The 15498-nt window shown below is 57.7% G+C and carries 16 protein-coding genes; 10 read left to right on the forward strand and 6 right to left on the reverse strand.

What is annotated here, in order from left to right:
- Together mltA and ABID16_RS22235 are read right to left on the reverse strand one after the other, a co-directional pair.
- On the reverse strand, positions 1 to 1110 hold the full coding sequence (mltA, locus tag ABID16_RS22230) for a murein transglycosylase A (protein WP_354558566.1): 1110 nt from the start codon (positions 1108 to 1110) through the stop codon (positions 1 to 3).
- Positions 1110 to 1808: a Tim44/TimA family putative adaptor protein gene (locus ABID16_RS22235; protein ID WP_354558567.1), complete on the reverse strand. Its 699-nt coding sequence runs from the start codon at positions 1806 to 1808 to the stop codon at positions 1110 to 1112. Before ABID16_RS22235 ends, mltA begins: the two co-directional genes overlap by 1 nt.
- A 114-nt stretch (positions 1809 to 1922) precedes the next feature.
- Between ABID16_RS22235 and ABID16_RS22240 the strand changes: the two genes are divergently transcribed.
- Together ABID16_RS22240 and secB are read left to right on the forward strand one after the other, a co-directional pair.
- Positions 1923 to 2432: an FxsA family protein gene (locus ABID16_RS22240; protein WP_354558568.1), complete on the forward strand. Its 510-nt coding sequence runs from the start codon at positions 1923 to 1925 to the stop codon at positions 2430 to 2432.
- 95 nt (positions 2433 to 2527) lie between these two features.
- Entirely contained in the window at positions 2528 to 3013 is a 486-nt protein-coding gene (secB, locus tag ABID16_RS22245) for a protein-export chaperone SecB (protein WP_354558569.1), read from the forward strand.
- 58 nt (positions 3014 to 3071) lie between these two features.
- Here secB and dnaQ read toward each other — a convergent pair whose 3' ends face one another.
- From dnaQ to ABID16_RS22265, 4 genes are read right to left on the reverse strand one after another with little or no spacing between them, the layout of a single operon-like run.
- A complete protein-coding gene (dnaQ, locus tag ABID16_RS22250) occupies positions 3072 to 3764 on the reverse strand; it encodes a DNA polymerase III subunit epsilon (protein ID WP_354558570.1) in 693 nt (230 codons plus the stop codon).
- Between the two features lie 12 nt (positions 3765 to 3776).
- On the reverse strand, positions 3777 to 4370 hold the full coding sequence (gene coaE, locus ABID16_RS22255; RefSeq protein WP_354558571.1) for a dephospho-CoA kinase: 594 nt from the start codon (positions 4368 to 4370) through the stop codon (positions 3777 to 3779).
- Complete coding sequence (locus ABID16_RS22260) at positions 4370 to 5200, reverse strand: shikimate dehydrogenase (protein WP_354558572.1); 831 nt, start codon at positions 5198 to 5200, stop codon at positions 4370 to 4372. Before ABID16_RS22260 ends, coaE begins: the two co-directional genes overlap by 1 nt.
- Before the next feature lie 19 nt (positions 5201 to 5219).
- On the reverse strand, positions 5220 to 5825 hold the full coding sequence (locus tag ABID16_RS22265) for a Maf family nucleotide pyrophosphatase (protein ID WP_354558573.1): 606 nt from the start codon (positions 5823 to 5825) through the stop codon (positions 5220 to 5222).
- A gap of 598 nt (positions 5826 to 6423) precedes the next feature.
- Here ABID16_RS22265 and hemE point away from each other — a divergent pair.
- The 8 genes from hemE (at position 6424) to ABID16_RS22305 (ending at position 15188) form a co-directional block, all read left to right on the forward strand.
- Complete coding sequence (gene hemE / locus ABID16_RS22270; RefSeq protein WP_354558574.1) at positions 6424 to 7461, forward strand: uroporphyrinogen decarboxylase; 1038 nt, start codon at positions 6424 to 6426, stop codon at positions 7459 to 7461.
- On the forward strand, positions 7458 to 7994 hold the full coding sequence (gene hemJ / locus ABID16_RS22275) for a protoporphyrinogen oxidase HemJ (RefSeq protein WP_354558575.1): 537 nt from the start codon (positions 7458 to 7460) through the stop codon (positions 7992 to 7994). The genes hemE and hemJ overlap by 4 nt, the downstream gene beginning before the upstream one ends.
- Before the next feature lie 160 nt (positions 7995 to 8154).
- A complete protein-coding gene (gene rho / locus ABID16_RS22280; RefSeq protein ID WP_354558576.1) occupies positions 8155 to 9420 on the forward strand; it encodes a transcription termination factor Rho in 1266 nt (421 codons plus the stop codon).
- A 144-nt stretch (positions 9421 to 9564) separates the two neighbouring features.
- A complete protein-coding gene (mnmE, locus tag ABID16_RS22285) occupies positions 9565 to 10890 on the forward strand; it encodes a tRNA uridine-5-carboxymethylaminomethyl(34) synthesis GTPase MnmE (protein WP_354558577.1) in 1326 nt (441 codons plus the stop codon).
- A 44-nt stretch (positions 10891 to 10934) separates the two neighbouring features.
- Positions 10935 to 12821 carry a tRNA uridine-5-carboxymethylaminomethyl(34) synthesis enzyme MnmG gene (gene mnmG / locus ABID16_RS22290; protein ID WP_354558578.1) on the forward strand — a complete coding sequence of 629 codons (1887 nt, stop codon included), beginning with the start codon at positions 10935 to 10937 and terminating at the stop codon, positions 12819 to 12821.
- Positions 12818 to 13453 (forward strand): 16S rRNA (guanine(527)-N(7))-methyltransferase RsmG, encoded by a 636-nt coding sequence (gene rsmG / locus ABID16_RS22295; protein WP_435532465.1) that lies wholly within the window; start codon positions 12818 to 12820, stop codon positions 13451 to 13453. The genes mnmG and rsmG overlap by 4 nt, the downstream gene beginning before the upstream one ends.
- Before the next feature lie 12 nt (positions 13454 to 13465).
- Positions 13466 to 14266, forward strand: a complete 801-nt coding sequence (locus ABID16_RS22300) for a ParA family protein (RefSeq protein ID WP_354558579.1) — start codon at positions 13466 to 13468, stop codon at positions 14264 to 14266.
- Positions 14267 to 14291: 25 nt separating this feature from the next.
- Positions 14292 to 15188: a ParB/RepB/Spo0J family partition protein gene (locus ABID16_RS22305; protein WP_354558580.1), complete on the forward strand. Its 897-nt coding sequence runs from the start codon at positions 14292 to 14294 to the stop codon at positions 15186 to 15188.
- Positions 15189 to 15498 lie beyond the last annotated feature (310 nt).

Raw genomic sequence — 15498 nt, forward strand, 5'->3', positions numbered from 1 at the left:
TCAGTAGCGCTCCGCAGCGGCCTTGGGGACTAAGATGAAGAAGTTTGCATCATTACGGACGGAACCCGCCAGATCGCCGGCTTCCGTGCCGGAGCCAGTGAAGATGTCGCCCCGCGCAGGGCCGACGATCGCGGTACCTGTATCAAGCGCCAGCATCAGGCGGCGAAAGGGCTTGCCCTGGTCCAGCCGGGTCAGGCTTTCGCTCTGGATATAGAAGGGACAGCCGAAAGTGTGGATGTTGCGATCGACCGCAAGCGAGCGTCCGGGTGTCATCTGCACCTTGGCGGCGGCAACGGGACCGAGTGCGGGATCGCCGATCTCTTCTTCGCGGAAGAAGATGTAGGAGCGGTTGCGCCAATAGGTCTCGTCCGCGCGGTCGGGATTGTTCGCAAGCCAGTCGCGGATCGCCCCCATCGAAATCTTTACCGGATCGATTTCGCCCGTCTCCACCAGATATCGGCCGATGCCGGTGAAGGGATGGCCGGCCTTGGCTGCATAGGTGATACGCCTGACCGAGCCGTCGCGGAACGTGAGCCGCGCGGCGCCCTGGACGTGGGTGAAGAAAACATCTGCCCTGGATTTTGCCCAGGCGATTTCCAGGCCGCGACCATCCAGATGGCCGAGATCGATCGCCTTGCGGTCCGCGTATTCGGAAATCACTCCGTTGCGAAGAAGCCCGAACATGTAGGAACCGTCCAGCGTAACCGGACGGTTGTTGTCATCCAGGTCGATCAGATCATCAGGCCGACGGTAGAAGGGATAACGCCAGACCGCATCCGGCGTATCCGAGACCTCGACATCTGGCTCGTAATACGCGGTCACAAAGCCGCTTCCACCGTTATCGCGGCGAATGAAGAAGGGGATGAAATGCGCCTCGAAAAAGGTGCGGGCTTCGTCAGCCGAGGCGGCGCTGCCCAACTCTTCTGCGGCGTCCATCGCGGCCAAGAGCTCCCCGGCCGTGATGCCGAGGGCACCGGCCCGGTAGGGCTTCTTGTCCAGGATATGCGCCCGGCATCGCCGTAGCGCCGCAATGAGTTCCCGAGGGTCGTCCTCGCCCCACCCGGCCAGATCGTTGAAGCCGCGTTTTTCCAGCGAGAACCCGGACGTCATCACTGCTCCGATTCGGTGCCGACGAGCTTCCAGTTCGGGTCGCGCGAGCGGGTGTCGCGAGCAAAGGTCCAGATGTCCTTGACCTCCGCCACTTCTTCCGGATGACCGTCAATCAACGCGCCCTGCTTGTCATAGGTGGCCGAAATCAGCTGGCTGACGATGCGCACGGTCACCAAGGCTTCGCTGTCCTTGACGGCAGCGTTGAGCATGTCCGCCTTGCTGATACCGACAAAGGTCGAGTTCATCCGCTCGCCCTTTGTTTCCCGATCCTTGATTGCGGCTTCAAAGCCCTCATAGACCTCACGGGAGAGAAGGTTCTTTAGCGAATTGCGATCACCTTCGGCAAAGGCGACCACGATCATCTCGTAGGCAGCGCGCGCGCCTTTCATGAATTCGGCCGGATTGAAAGCAGGGTCCGCGTCGATGACGGCGCGGAGGCCCTTGTTGAGATCGCTTCCGGCTGCCGTGAAAGTGTCGGCCGAAGCGTAAGGGTTGACGGGCTCGCCGTTATCGCGCCCGGTCACGACCGGCGCCGGCCGATCCGCCGTCGGGCGGACTTCGGTCGTTTCGCGGCGCGTATAGGGATCGTGCGGCGGCTTCTCGTTGCCGGTTCTTCTCCCGAGCACGTTGCGCAGCTGAATGAATATGACAACTGCCGCGACGAGGAAAAAAATCGTGACGATATCGTTTGAACCCATTGGCCTATAAACCAGTTTCTCATTTATGCCTTGAGATCATATAGTCTTCAAACCACAGCTATTCAAACGCTAGATGTCGCTTCGACAGTTCCAGCGGCAATAAAGGCGTCCGTCATGCGATTTTCTATCCTTCCCTTGGCCCTGGTCGTGCTTCCGCTTCTCGAAATCGCGGTGTTCATTATCGTCGGCCGCTATATCGGGGTGCTGCCGGTCATTGGACTGATCTTTCTCTCCTCGGCGGTCGGCGGCTTGCTTCTGCGGATTCAGGGAATCGGCGTATTGCGCAAGCTCTCGCGGGAAATGGACGCCGGACGCCTGCCGGCGCGCGAACTCATTCATGGTGCGATGATCGTGCTGGCCGGCCTTTTTCTGCTGACGCCGGGCTTCGTCACCGATGTTCTGGGTCTGCTGCTTTTCATTCCCGCCGTTCGCGATGCTGCCTGGCTCATGATCAAGGATCGCATCGCCGTTTCTGGCGTCTTTCGCAGTTCCGGACCCGGACCGGGCTCGCCCTTCGGAAGCGAAGGCTCCAGCGATCCGTCCGGCGAGGTCATCGATCTCGACGCGGAGGATTACAGTCGTGAACCGAATCCCAAATCGCCCTGGAACCGCCGGATAGACTGAGCCCGACGCCATTGGCCGGCGCGGGCTGCAGGGTTGTAAGCCCCCCTCGGAAATGTTAGATCGCGGCAACATCGATTTTGCCCCGAGGAGCAGACATGTCTAACGAAGCAAACCAGAACGGCGCCGGACAGGCTCCTTCGCTCAACATTCTCGCCCAGTATACGAAGGACCTTTCCTTCGAAAATCCGGGCGCGCCCCAGTCGCTGCAGGCCCGTGACAAGGCTCCGGACATCAACATCAATGTCAACGTAAACGCCAACCCGCTCGGCGGCGACGACTTCGACGTTCTGCTGACGCTGACGGCTGAAGCGAAGGCTGGCGACAAGTCGCTCTTCCATGCAGAGCTCGCCTATGGCGGCGTCTTCCGCATCGCCGGCTTCCCACAGGAACACATGCTGCCGATCCTCTTCATCGAGTGCCCGCGCCTGTTGTTCCCGTTCGCCCGCCAGATCATCGCTGACGTCACGCGCAACGGCGGCTTCCCGCCGCTCCTCGTCGACCCGATCGATTTCGCGCAGATGTTCTCGCAGCGCATGGCCGAAGAACAGGCCCGCGCCAAGGTCAGCGCCAACACCAACTGATTTCCGTTTTCAGAAACGGACACATGAAAGCCCGGGTTCGTCCCGGGCTTTTTGCGTTTCACTGGTAGCGCGTCCAGAGCGCCTTGCCGCCAATTTTCGCGACCATAGCCTCATGCGCCTGGCGCTCGGTTTCCGTCACGCGCGCTGCCAACGGCTTCGGCCTGCCAACCAAGATCGCGCCAGCCGCGTCATTTTCCTCAGCGGAGGTCTGCCCCGGTCCCGCCAGCCCCAGAGCCGCCTGCCGGCCGCCGATCATCTCGATATAGACTTCGGCCAGGAGTTCGGAGTCGAGAAGTGCGCCGTGTTTGGTGCGATGTGAATTATCGATGCCGTAGCGCTTGCAAAGCGCGTCGAGCGAGTTCGGACCCATCGGATGCTTGCGGCGGGCGAGCGATAGGGTGTCGATGACTTCCGAGGGCGCGATTGCCGGCATTCCGAGCCGGGCAAGTTCGGCATTGATGAAGCCCATATCGAAGGTGGCGTTATGGGCGATCCATTTGGCTCCTTCGAAGAAGCTCATGATCTTCTCCGCCACGTCGGCAAAGGCGGGTTTGTCGGAGAGGAACTCATCCGTGATGCCGTGAACTGCCAGCGCGTCCGGATGAACCTTGCGGTCGCCGGGATTGATGTAGAGGTGGAGCGTCCGACCCGTCGGAAAATGATTGTCGAGTTCGATGCCGCCGATTTCGATGATGCGATCCTCTCGCGAATCGAGGCCGGTCGTTTCCGTATCGAAGATAATTTCCCGCATGATTGATCCTGATTAGCTAAGCCGGTTGGCCCTGATATCGGCGATGATGGCGCGAACCTGCGCGCGGGCCTGTGCCAGCCCTTCGCCTGTATCGACAATATAGTCGGCCCGGCGTCGTTTTTCGCTATCCGGCGTCTGACGCGACAGGATCATTTCGAACTTATCCACGGTCATACCGGGGCGGGCGAGAACCCGAGCGCGCTGAATGTCCGGGGCGCAGCTGACCACCACGATCACATCAACCCGCCCCTCACCTCCGGTTTCGAAGAGAAGCGGAATATCGAGAAGGATAATGTCGAGACCTTCCTCTTCCGCCTTCCGGCGAAACTGCAATTCCTTGTCGCGCACCAAGGGATGGACGATGGCTTCCAGTGTCTTGAAATCGGCGGGATGGGCCGCGAGATGCGCTGCGAGTTTCACGCGGTCAACCTTGCCTTCGGTCGTCGTGCCGGGAAACGCAGCCTCGATCGGTGCGACGGCCTCTGCCGCGTAGAGTTCATGGACGACGGCATCCGCATCGTTGACCGGGATGCCCTCGGCCTCAAACATCTTGGCCGTGGTGGATTTGCCCATGCCGATCGATCCGGTCAGGCCGATCACGAACATCAGCGCACTCCCATCGCGGATTCCACGATGTTGCGGAGTTCGCTATCGACGACCGGGCGAACACCAAACCATTTTTCAAATCCCGGAACGGCCTGATGAAGAAGCATGCCCAGTCCGTCGGCTGTCTTTATGCCCTGTTCTTCCGCCTGCTGCAGGAAGGCCGTCTTGAGAGGGACGTAGACGATATCCGTGACCAGAGCGCCTTGCCGCATTCCACTGAAATCGATCTGCGGAACTGTCTCGCCTTCAAGCCCCAAGGACGTCGTATTCACAAACAGGCCCGCGCCCTGAAGCAGCTCGTCCAAGGCGCCAAGTGGATGCGCCTGAACCGCCGCACCGAACCGGTCTGCAAGACCCTGGGCTCTTTCCATGGTGCGGTTGAGAACATGGACATTGCGAAAACCGCGCTGAACAAGGGCCACAATGACGGCTCGGCTTGCTCCACCCGCCCCGTAGACCACCGCCGTTTCGAGGTTCTGCCAGCCTGTGCTCTTCTCATCGAGATTGGCGGCAAAACCATAGGCGTCGGTGTTGGTTGCTTTCAGACGGCCGTTTTCGCGCCAGAGCGTGTTGGCCGCACCGATATAGTCTGCCGTTTCATCGACCTCGTCGGCGAGCGCGAAGGCATTTTCCTTATGCGGTATCGTGATATTTCCACCCACAAATTCCGACGACGGCGACTTGAGCTTCACGATGAAATCTTCGAAATCCTGCGGCGCCACGTCAACGGCACGATAGCTTCCTTCAATGCCGTGGCGCTTCAGCCAGGTTCCATGAATGAGCGGAGACTTGGAATGGTTGATCGGATGGCCGGCGACGAATGCATGCATGGTTAATGTTTCACGTGAATCAGCGGGGGATGATGGCGAGGTCCCTGAGCGCTGCCAGCAGCGGCAGCATGGGCAGGCCTATGATGGTGAAGAAGTCCCCCTCGACCTTCTCGAACAATTGCTGCCCCAGGCCTTCATAGCTGTATGCCCCGACCGTCAGCAAGACCTTCGGCCCGGCATTGGCGATATAGGTGTCGAGAAAAGCGTCGGAGAATTCGCGGAAGGTGAGATCAGCGACCGAGACATGGTTCCACACCTCGCTATCATTTCGGACAATCGAGATCGCACTGGAAAGCCGGTGTGTTTTTCCGCGCATGGAGCGTAGCTGCTCTCGGGCCATGTCCACGGACGTGCATTTGTGAAAAAGCAGGCCCTCCATCGACATGACCTGATCGGAGCCGATGACAAAGGCTTGGCGGTTTCTCTCCGCGACATCTTCTGCCTTCGCCTTGGCGAGGGCTGCGGCAACCTCTTCCGCGCTTGCGCCACCTGCGACAAGCGGAGCTTCGATTTCACGTTCATCGATCCGCGCCGGCTCCACGGCGAATGTCAGTCCCGCGGCCTCCATCAACTGTTTGCGGAACGGCGAGCCGGAGGCAAGAATCAATTTCTTATCAGTGGTCATGAGAAGGGGCCTCATCTTCCATGGGGCTGTCGATTCGCGGTTTTCTCGCATTGGCACGGTCAATTGACAACAGAGACTATCCAAACATGCCTCTATTCGGGCGCGTTAATCATCCGTTAGCAATTGGCCTGTAGGGTTCAAGGTGCAGGCGTTCGAGAACGCGATTCTGTGTCAGGCAAGCGCTGTCATCATTTTTCCCCGATAATTCCGGGGTACTGTTGATAACGCGGGAGAAGATGACACTATTTTCCCGGTGGCAGATGGCCCTGTGGGAAACAGCCGATTTATCCACATTTGGGATTGTTCAAAATCAGTTTCGCAGTGAATTCTGGAACTGTGGAGAACATTTCCATTGAACCGACTTATGCAGCGCTTATCAACAGGCCTGATGAATGGCCTGGACCCGACAAGCTTTTCTGAATCCTAGCAGATTCGAAATCCGTCAGTCTTTTCCATATCTGCGGACAAATACGCCCTGCGTTCTCCCTCGATCCGACTGCGCAGTGGATGAGCGCTGCGTCAATTTTAATCCTTGATCCTCACCGACTCTAAGAAATAGAAGCTCTTTAAGAATAGGTTTTTTAGATTGGAGAAGAGCGTGGTTTCAGGAACGCACCGCAAGGTGATCGACGTCTTGGAAGGAAAGACAGTCTCGCCTCCTCCCATCTGGCTTATGCGTCAGGCAGGTCGATATCTACCCGAATATCGGGAAACGCGTGCCAAGGCCGGAAGTTTCCTTGATCTGTGCTATACGCCCGAATTTGCGGTCGAGGTCACGCTGCAGCCTATCCGGCGATACGGCTTTGACGCAGCGATCCTGTTTTCCGATATCCTCGTCATTCCCGATGCGATTGGCCGCAATGTTCGCTTTGAAGAGGGGAGCGGACCTCAACTTGATCCCATGGCGGTCGATGAGATCGAGGCCGTCACGCGAACGGAACTTGGAACGAAGCTTGATCCGGTCTACGAAACGGTGAGACGTTTGCGTGCAGAACTTCCGACGGAAACGACGCTGCTGGGCTTCTGTGGTGCGCCGTGGACGATCGCGACCTATCTGATTGCCGGTCATGGAACTCCCGATCAGGCACCGGCGCGGCTTTTTGCCTATCGGCACCCCGCGGCCTTCTCGAAACTCCTCGATCACATTGCAGACCTGTCTGCAGAATATCTGATCAGGCAGATCGACAGCGGCGCGGACGCCGTGCAGATTTTCGATTCCTGGGCAGGTGTCCTGGGCGAAGTGGAATTTGATCGTTACGCGGTCCGACCTGTTCGACGGATTATTGACAAGGTTCGGGCAGCGCGTTCGGACGCAAAGATCATCGCCTTCGCCAAAGGTGCCGGCTATCTCCTCAAGTCGTACCGTCAGGACACACGAGCCGATGCAATCGGGCTCGACTGGTCGGTGCCGTTGTCGTTTGCGAGGGAATTGCAGAAGGACGGTGCGGTTCAGGGTAATCTCGATCCGATGCGCGTCGTTGCTGGTGGTCTGGCTCTCGAAGAGGGCATCGACGCGATCCTCCAGGCGCTCGGTTCCGGTCCGCTGATTTTCAATCTCGGCCATGGCATCACGCCGCAGGCCGATCCGGAAAACGTGACCCGCCTCGTCAAACGTGTTCGGGGGGGTGTGGCTTGAGCGAAACGCCTAAACCGGCGGGTGCAAAGGTCGCGCTGCGCGCCGGCGTGGCACTGGCAATCTTTCTGCTTATTGGGCTGGCCCTTTTTGCGGCGGACGAGCAAAATCGGTACCTCTGGGTCAAGGCGCTTCACGTCATTGCCGTCATCTCCTGGATGGCAGGCATGCTGTATATGCCGCGACTTTTCATCTATCATCTCGAGCACGAGGTCGGTTCGGCTGCGTCCGAGACGTTCAAGGTGATGGAGCAGCGGCTGATGTCGATCATCATGACGCCCGCGATGGTGTTGACCTGGGTGTTCGGTCTCTGGATGGCTCTTGAGATTTACGGCTTCCATGGCGGCTGGTTGCATGCGAAGCTTCTGGCTGTCGCCGGGCTTTCCGGGGTTCATGGTTATTTTGCAAAGGCGGTACGGCGATTCGGGGCCGACAATCGGTTCGGCACCTCGCGCAGCTGGCGGATCATGAACGAGGCGCCGACGCTTTTGATGATCGTCATCGTTATCCTCGTGATCGTGAAGCCTTTCGCCTGATTTCTCGCCAATTTGGCCCCTCCCCCTTGCGAGTGGGTCAGCGAAGCGCTATTTTCCGCGCATCTCTTCCGAGGTGACGGGCTCATAGAGCCGGACCAGCGAGTCCGGTGTCCGCAGATTGTCCCGTCCAGTTCTCCCCTTTTTTATCGTGTGGTTATTCATGGCTGAAATGAAGCTTCAGGAGCTTAAGAACAAGACCCCAACCGACCTGCTGGCTTTCGCAGAGTCGCTGGAGGTCGAGAACGCGAGCACGATGCGCAAACAGGAACTGATGTTTGCGATTCTGAAGATGCTGGCCACACAGGAGGTCGAGATCATCGGCGAGGGCGTCGTTGAAGTCCTGCAGGACGGCTTCGGCTTCCTTCGTTCGGCCAACGCGAATTATCTGCCGGGTCCAGACGATATCTACATCTCGCCCTCGCAAATCCGTCGCTTCTCGCTGAAGACCGGCGATACGGTTGAGGGTCCCATCCGTGGTCCGAAGGAAGGAGAACGTTACTTCGCACTCCTCAAGGTCAACACGATCAATTTCGAAGATCCGGAAAAGATCCGCCATAAGGTTCACTTCGACAACCTGACGCCTCTTTATCCGAACGAACGCTTCAAGATGGAGCTGGACGTTCCGACCTCCAAGGACCTGTCTCCGCGCGTCATCGATCTGGTCGCGCCGCTTGGCAAGGGCCAGCGTGGCCTGATCGTTGCGCCACCGCGCACGGGTAAGACGGTGCTGCTGCAAAACATCGCGCATTCGATCACGGCAAACCATCCGGAATGCTACCTGATCGTGCTCCTGATCGATGAGCGACCGGAAGAAGTTACAGACATGCAGCGCTCTGTGCGCGGTGAAGTCGTGTCGTCTACCTTCGACGAGCCTGCAACGCGCCACGTTCAGGTTGCGGAAATGGTGATCGAAAAGGCCAAGCGCCTCGTTGAGCACGGCCGCGACGTTGTCATCCTGCTCGATTCGATCACGCGCCTTGGCCGCGCCTACAACACTGTTGTTCCGTCGTCCGGCAAGGTCCTCACGGGTGGTGTCGATGCGAACGCGCTGCAGCGGCCGAAACGCTTCTTCGGTGCTGCCCGCAATATCGAAGAAGGCGGCTCGCTGACGATCATCGCCACGGCGCTGATTGACACAGGCAGTCGCATGGACGAGGTGATTTTCGAAGAATTCAAGGGCACGGGCAACTCCGAAATCGTGCTCGATCGCAAGGTGGCCGACAAGCGCATCTTCCCAGCGATGGATATCCTCAAGTCGGGTACGCGTAAGGAAGACCTGTTGGTTCCGCGGCAGGATTTGCAGAAGATCTTCGTGCTTCGCCGAATTCTGGCCCCGATGGGAACGACAGACGCTATCGAATTCCTCATCGACAAGCTGAAGCAGACCAAGACCAACGGGGACTTCTTCGATTCGATGAATACCTGATTTCCTTAGCCGGATTCTATAGTTCAAGGGGTCAATCGCGGCGTTGTCTGCGATTGACTCTTTTGCGTTTTGACATCAGAAACCCGCGGACTTCGAGCTTTGGCGAATTGCGGCTCGTCTCACGTCAACCGGATAGACGAATTCATGGTGCGGACAGACACGATCTTTGCGCTCTCGAGCGGCAGTCTGCCGGCCGGCGTCGCGGTGATTCGCGTCTCGGGTCCGATGACGGAGGCAGCGCTGCACGCCCTATGCGGCGGCGTCCCATCCCCTCGTGTTGCGACCTTGATGGTGATACGCGACCTTGATGGTGAAGAGCTTGATCGAGGTCTGGTGCTCTCCTTCAAGGGTCCAGCATCGTTTACGGGAGAAGATTGCGCAGAGCTCCAGGTTCACGGTGGTCGTGCGATCGTGGCGGCAATTCTGGAGGCTCTTGGCAATATCGATGGCCTTCGCCACGCCGAGGCCGGAGAGTTTGCCCGGCGTGCTTTTGAAAACGGCAAGATGGACCTGGTGGAAGCGGAAGGGCTTGCAGAGTTGGTTCAGGCAGAAACAGCCGGCCAGAGACGGCTTGCCAAGTACCTGGCTGACGGTCATCTGTCTCGCCGGTATCAGGAATGGATGCAGCGCCTGTCGCAGGCTCGGGCGCTGATTGAAGCCGAGCTCGACTTTTCCGATGAAGGCGATATTCCAGGATCAGTTTCCGATCGCGTCTGGAACCAACTGTCGGCTCTGGCCAGTGAGATGGAGGCAGCGCTCTGCGATCACACAGCCGAGATCGTGCGGGATGGATATCGCGTCGCAATCGCGGGTCCACCTAACGCGGGCAAATCAAGTCTGCTGAATACACTCGCCAAACGCGACGTCGCCATCGTCACCGATATCGCAGGCACCACGCGCGATGTTCTCTCAGTCGATCTTGATCTCGACGGCGCGAAGGTTGTTCTTTTCGACACTGCAGGGCTGCGTGAGACCGAAGACCCGGTTGAGCGGATCGGTATCGCGAGGGCTCGTGCGACCATAGAAGACGCTGATCTCGTCCTTTGTCTCAGCGAAGCAGGGTCCATGGATATGGGTGATGAAATCGCGACTTCGATATCAGGACGTGATATTGTTGGGGTCATCACGAAAACAGACTTGGTGAGCGGATCTGACTACACGGATGGAAAGGTTTCAATCTCGACCGTGACCGGCGAGGGGATCGATTCACTTCTGAAACAAATCTCGGAGCGCGCGCTGAAGGCGACACGAGGGGCGGAGTTCGTGACACCGCTATTGATTCGGCATCGAAACCATGTGGTTGCCGCATTGGGGGACTTGCGTGATGCATTGGATTCGCCGGGTGCAGCCCTGGAGCTACGGGCGGAGGCTTTGCGGTCATGTTCCGCCGAATTGGGATATCTGACAGGGCGGATGACGCCTGACGCATTGCTGGGATTGATCTTTTCGCAGTTCTGCGTGGGAAAATAACATAGACGCGTGTGAAGCACGCAATTAGATTCAGGAACGAAACGATGCCGGATCTCGATTTCGACGTGATCGTAATTGGTGGTGGTCACGCGGGTTGTGAAGCAGCTTCAGCGGCGGCGCGAGCGGGTGCGTCGACCCTCCTCTTGACTCACCGAGCCGATACGATCGGCACCATGTCGTGTAATCCTGCAATCGGTGGTCTGGGTAAGGGTCATCTCGTCCGGGAGATCGACGCATTGGATGGCCTTATGGGGCGTGTTGCCGACCTTTCCGGCATCCAGTTTCGCCTCCTGAACCGCAAGAAAGGTCCGGCTGTTCGTGGTCCGCGGACACAGGCAGATCGGGCCCTTTACAAGACCCACATGCAAACGGCGATTTCGTCGACATCGGGGCTGACCGTGCTCGAGGGGGATGCATATGATCTTGTGATGGATGGGAATGAGGTCAGGGCAGTGGAGACCGCGGATGGTCGTTTGATCTGTAGCAGGTCCGTCGTCATCACGACAGGGACGTTTTTGCGCGGATTGATTCACATCGGAAACGAAAAAACGCCTTCTGGCCGAATGGGTGAAGCTCCGAGTATCGGACTTTCGGATCGTTTCGCCGCGTTGGGCCTTCGCCTCGGCCGTCTGAAGACTGGAACGCCCGCGCGGCTTGACGGGAGGAGCATTGCCTGGGATCGCATCGGCGTTCAGGAGGCCGATGAAGACCCAGTTCCGTTCTCATTCATGACCGAGAGTATCACCAATCGCCAGATTGTTTGCGGTGTGACACGAACCACGGACGAAACCCATCGGATAATTCGTGATAACATCCAGCGCTCGGCCATGTATTCAGGTGAGATAAAGGGTATAGGCCCGCGCTATTGTCCTTCGATCGAAGACAAGATTGTGCGGTTTGGGGACAGGGACGGTCACCAGATCTTTCTGGAGCCCGAGGGGCTTGATGACGATACCGTTTATCCCAATGGTATCTCCACATCATTGCCGCTGGATGTTCAGGAGGCCTTTATCCGTAGCATTCCGGGTCTTGAAGACGTAGCAATCCGGCAGCCGGGATATGCAATCGAATATGATTTCGTCGATCCTACGCAACTGGATCACAGGCTTGCGGTCAGAGGCCTGACGGGCCTCTTCCTCGCGGGACAAATCAACGGCACGACCGGGTATGAAGAGGCTGCCGCGCAGGGACTTGTGGCTGGGCTCAATGCCGCGCGAAGCTCTCTCAGCGCCGAACCTGTTCGCTTCAGCCGGACCGATTCCTATATCGGCGTGATGATCGATGATCTGATCAGCTTTGGGGTTACGGAGCCGTACCGGATGTTTACGTCACGTGCTGAATATCGTCTTTCGCTTCGCGCGGATAATGCCGACCAGCGGTTGACGCCGCTTGCGATCGAGCTCGGCATTTGCAGTGACGCCAGACGCGGACGATATGAGGCTTATGAAGCCGCCTTGGGGAACGGTCGCGCTGCATTGAGGAATGTTTCCCTCACGCCCAACGAAGCCGAAAGCTTCGGTCTGTCGCTTAACAAAGACGGAGTTCGGCGTAGCGCCTATGACCTTCTTGCGAGAAGCGACGTTGAATTCTTTGATCTTGGGCGGATTTGGCCGGATCTGAACGCAATAGACGAGCGCGCGAAAGATGCGCTGAAGATAGAGGCTGGTTACTCAGTCTATCTGGAGCGCCAGGAAAGCTCGATTGCAGACATTCGACGGGATGAGGCAAGGGAGATCCCGCCCGATTTCAGATTCGAGGGCATATCCGGCCTGTCTAACGAAATTGTTATAAAGCTTAATAGATTCAAACCGTTAAATATTGCCCAGGCTGCTGCGATTGAAGGTATGACACCCGCAGCACTTGCCCTCATCCTTGTCCATTTGAAGAAGCGTGGGAATGGCGAGCGCGTGCTCAAGGCTGGCATACAATGATGGAGAGTCTTACCCTCCAGCTAGACGGATTGCGTGTTTCACGTGAAACCAACGCAAAGCTCTCGCAGTTTGCAGACCTATTTCGGAAATGGGCGAAGGTGATCAACCTTGTTGCCCCGTCAACGGCCGGTGACTTATGGAGTCGACATATCGCCGATAGCGCTCAGCTCTTTGCTCTCCACCCGTATCCGGTGACTTGGGTGGACCTGGGAAGCGGCGGCGGCTTTCCGGGGATCATTACGGGGATTCTTTTGTCCGAGCTGGGTGACGGTTGGGTACATTTGATTGAAAGTAACCATAAGAAGGCCTCTTTCCTACGCAATGCGATCCTGCAGACAGGCGCCCGCGCCAGTGTTCACGCCGTCCGCATTGAAGAAGCGCCTAAACTAGTGCCCCGATGTGATGCCATCTCGGCGCGGGCCCTTGCTGACCTCTCCGCGCTGTGTGAATTTTCCAAGCCTTGGGTCGATGCGAACCCTGGGATTCGATTGTTTCTGCATAAAGGGCGGGATTACGCGCGGGAGGTGAATGACGCGCATAGAAGTTGGAGCTTCGATCTGGTAGAACATGCAAGTCAGATCGAACGAGAATCGGTCATTCTTGAGATTTTGAATCTGACGCACAAGCGTTAGCGAGACTTGAATATGGCGACGAACGGGTACCGGAATCGGATCATTACCGTTGCAAATCAAAAGGGCGGGGTCGGTAAGACGACCACTGCGATTAATCTCGCAACGGCACTCGCTGCAATTGGTGAAAAGGTGCTGATCGTTGATCTTGATCCTCAAGGCAACGCCAGCACCGGTCTGGGGATCGGCCGGAATAACCGTGAGCATTCTTCCTACGATCTGCTGATGGGCACACATTCGGTGTCTGAGACGGTACAGGAAACCGCGGTGCCCAATCTGCACATCATTCCGTCAACCATGGACTTGCTCGGTTTCGAGATGGAGATTTCGCAAGCGACGGATCGCGTTTTCCGGCTTCGCAAGGCGCTCATCTCGACGCAGGCTTTTGAGTATTCCTATATCCTGGTCGATTGCCCGCCGAGCTTTAATCTTCTGACCATGAATGCCATGGCTGCTGCGCATTCTGTTCTGGTGCCCCTGCAGTGTGAATTCTTTGCGCTGGAAGGGCTAAGCCAACTTCTTGAAACTGTTAAGCAAATCCGCGGGACAGTGAATCCTCAGCTGGATATTCAAGGTATTGTTCTGACCATGTTTGATGCGCGCAACAATCTGGCGCAACAGGTCGTGAATGATGTTCGGACTCATCTGGGCGAGAAAGTGTACCACACTCTGATTCCGCGAAATGTTCGCGTATCCGAGGCTCCTTCCTATGGAAAGCCAGCCATTCTTTACGACCTGAAATGTGCGGGCAGCCAGGCCTATCTCCAACTGGCGTCCGAGGTCATTCAACGAGAACGTCAGAGACTGGCGGCTTGAGCGTAACGGGAGCGTAATAAACGAGATGGAAGAAGATCATTCGAAACGGCGCCTTGGTCGCGGTCTGGCAGCTCTGATTGGCGAGATGGATCAGCCCATTCCCATGGGTCCTGCCGGCGCTTCCTCCGGCCGCATAAGCGCCGATCGGCAGGTGCCGATCGAGCATGTCGCGCGCAATCCGCGGAACCCGCGGCGCACTTTTGACGAGGCTGAGCTCCAGGAGCTCGCTTCCTCCATTCGCCAGCATGGAATTGTTCAGCCGGTCGTTGTTCGTACAATTGCGGGCGGACAGTATGAAATTATTGCTGGTGAGCGCCGTTGGCGCGCGGCCCAACTGGCCGGCTTTACCGAGATTCCCGTTATTGTTCGCGACGTGGACGACCGCACGGCCCTTGAGTTGGCGATTGTCGAGAACGTCCAGAGGTCCGACCTTAACCCGCTCGAAGAGGCTCTGGGATATGAGCAGCTGATTGCCGAACACGGTTACACGCAGAACGATCTCGGGGAAATCATCGGGAAGAGCCGTAGTCATGTCGCGAACAGCCTGCGTCTCCTCAAGTTGCCCGGCGAAGTTCGCGACATGCTCGCTTCCGGCTCATTGTCGGCCGGGCATGCGCGGGCACTGATTCCGACCTCTAATCCCATCATGCTGGCCAAGACAGTCGTGGCCAAGGGTATGTCCGTGCGTGACACGGAGCGATTGGCGCAGAACGACATCAAGGCGCAGGAGAATCCGGGCCTCGCCGGACCAAAAGTTCGTGACAACAAGGACGCCGATACGCTGGCTCTGGAAAAGACACTTTCCGACGCACTCGGGCTGGATGTATCCGTCAGTCACAAGGCAAGTGGTGGCTTCGTCCGCATCGCCTACAAGACGCTCGATCAACTGGAAGAGATCTGCCGTTTGCTGGAGAGACGGTAAGGGTCCCTCCGCGGCGCCATTTCCGTTGGTGCTGGAACCAGCCGTTGCATTACGCCCTCGCGGCGGCGATCCGGTCCCTATGGCATTGTCCCGATCAAATCCGGCCGGATCTCTCATGCTGCCGGTGCCTTACTGTTTAGAACGTTTCACCGTTTTTCTGAATCGGTTGGGATTCCCAAATCAGTTTTGTTCTGATTCTTTGATGCTGGTTGGATGTGAGCGTCCGGCGAGTGGATTTTGTCAGGGTCGAGAGACCGAAGTTATAGGCCTCGCTTGGCTTCGTCGGCCATGACGCGCTCGATCATCTCGG

This window comes from Limnomicrobium aquaticum (assembly GCF_040545545.1).
Classification (GTDB): domain Bacteria; phylum Pseudomonadota; class Alphaproteobacteria; order Rhizobiales; family Rhizobiaceae; genus Ensifer_A; species Ensifer_A aquaticum.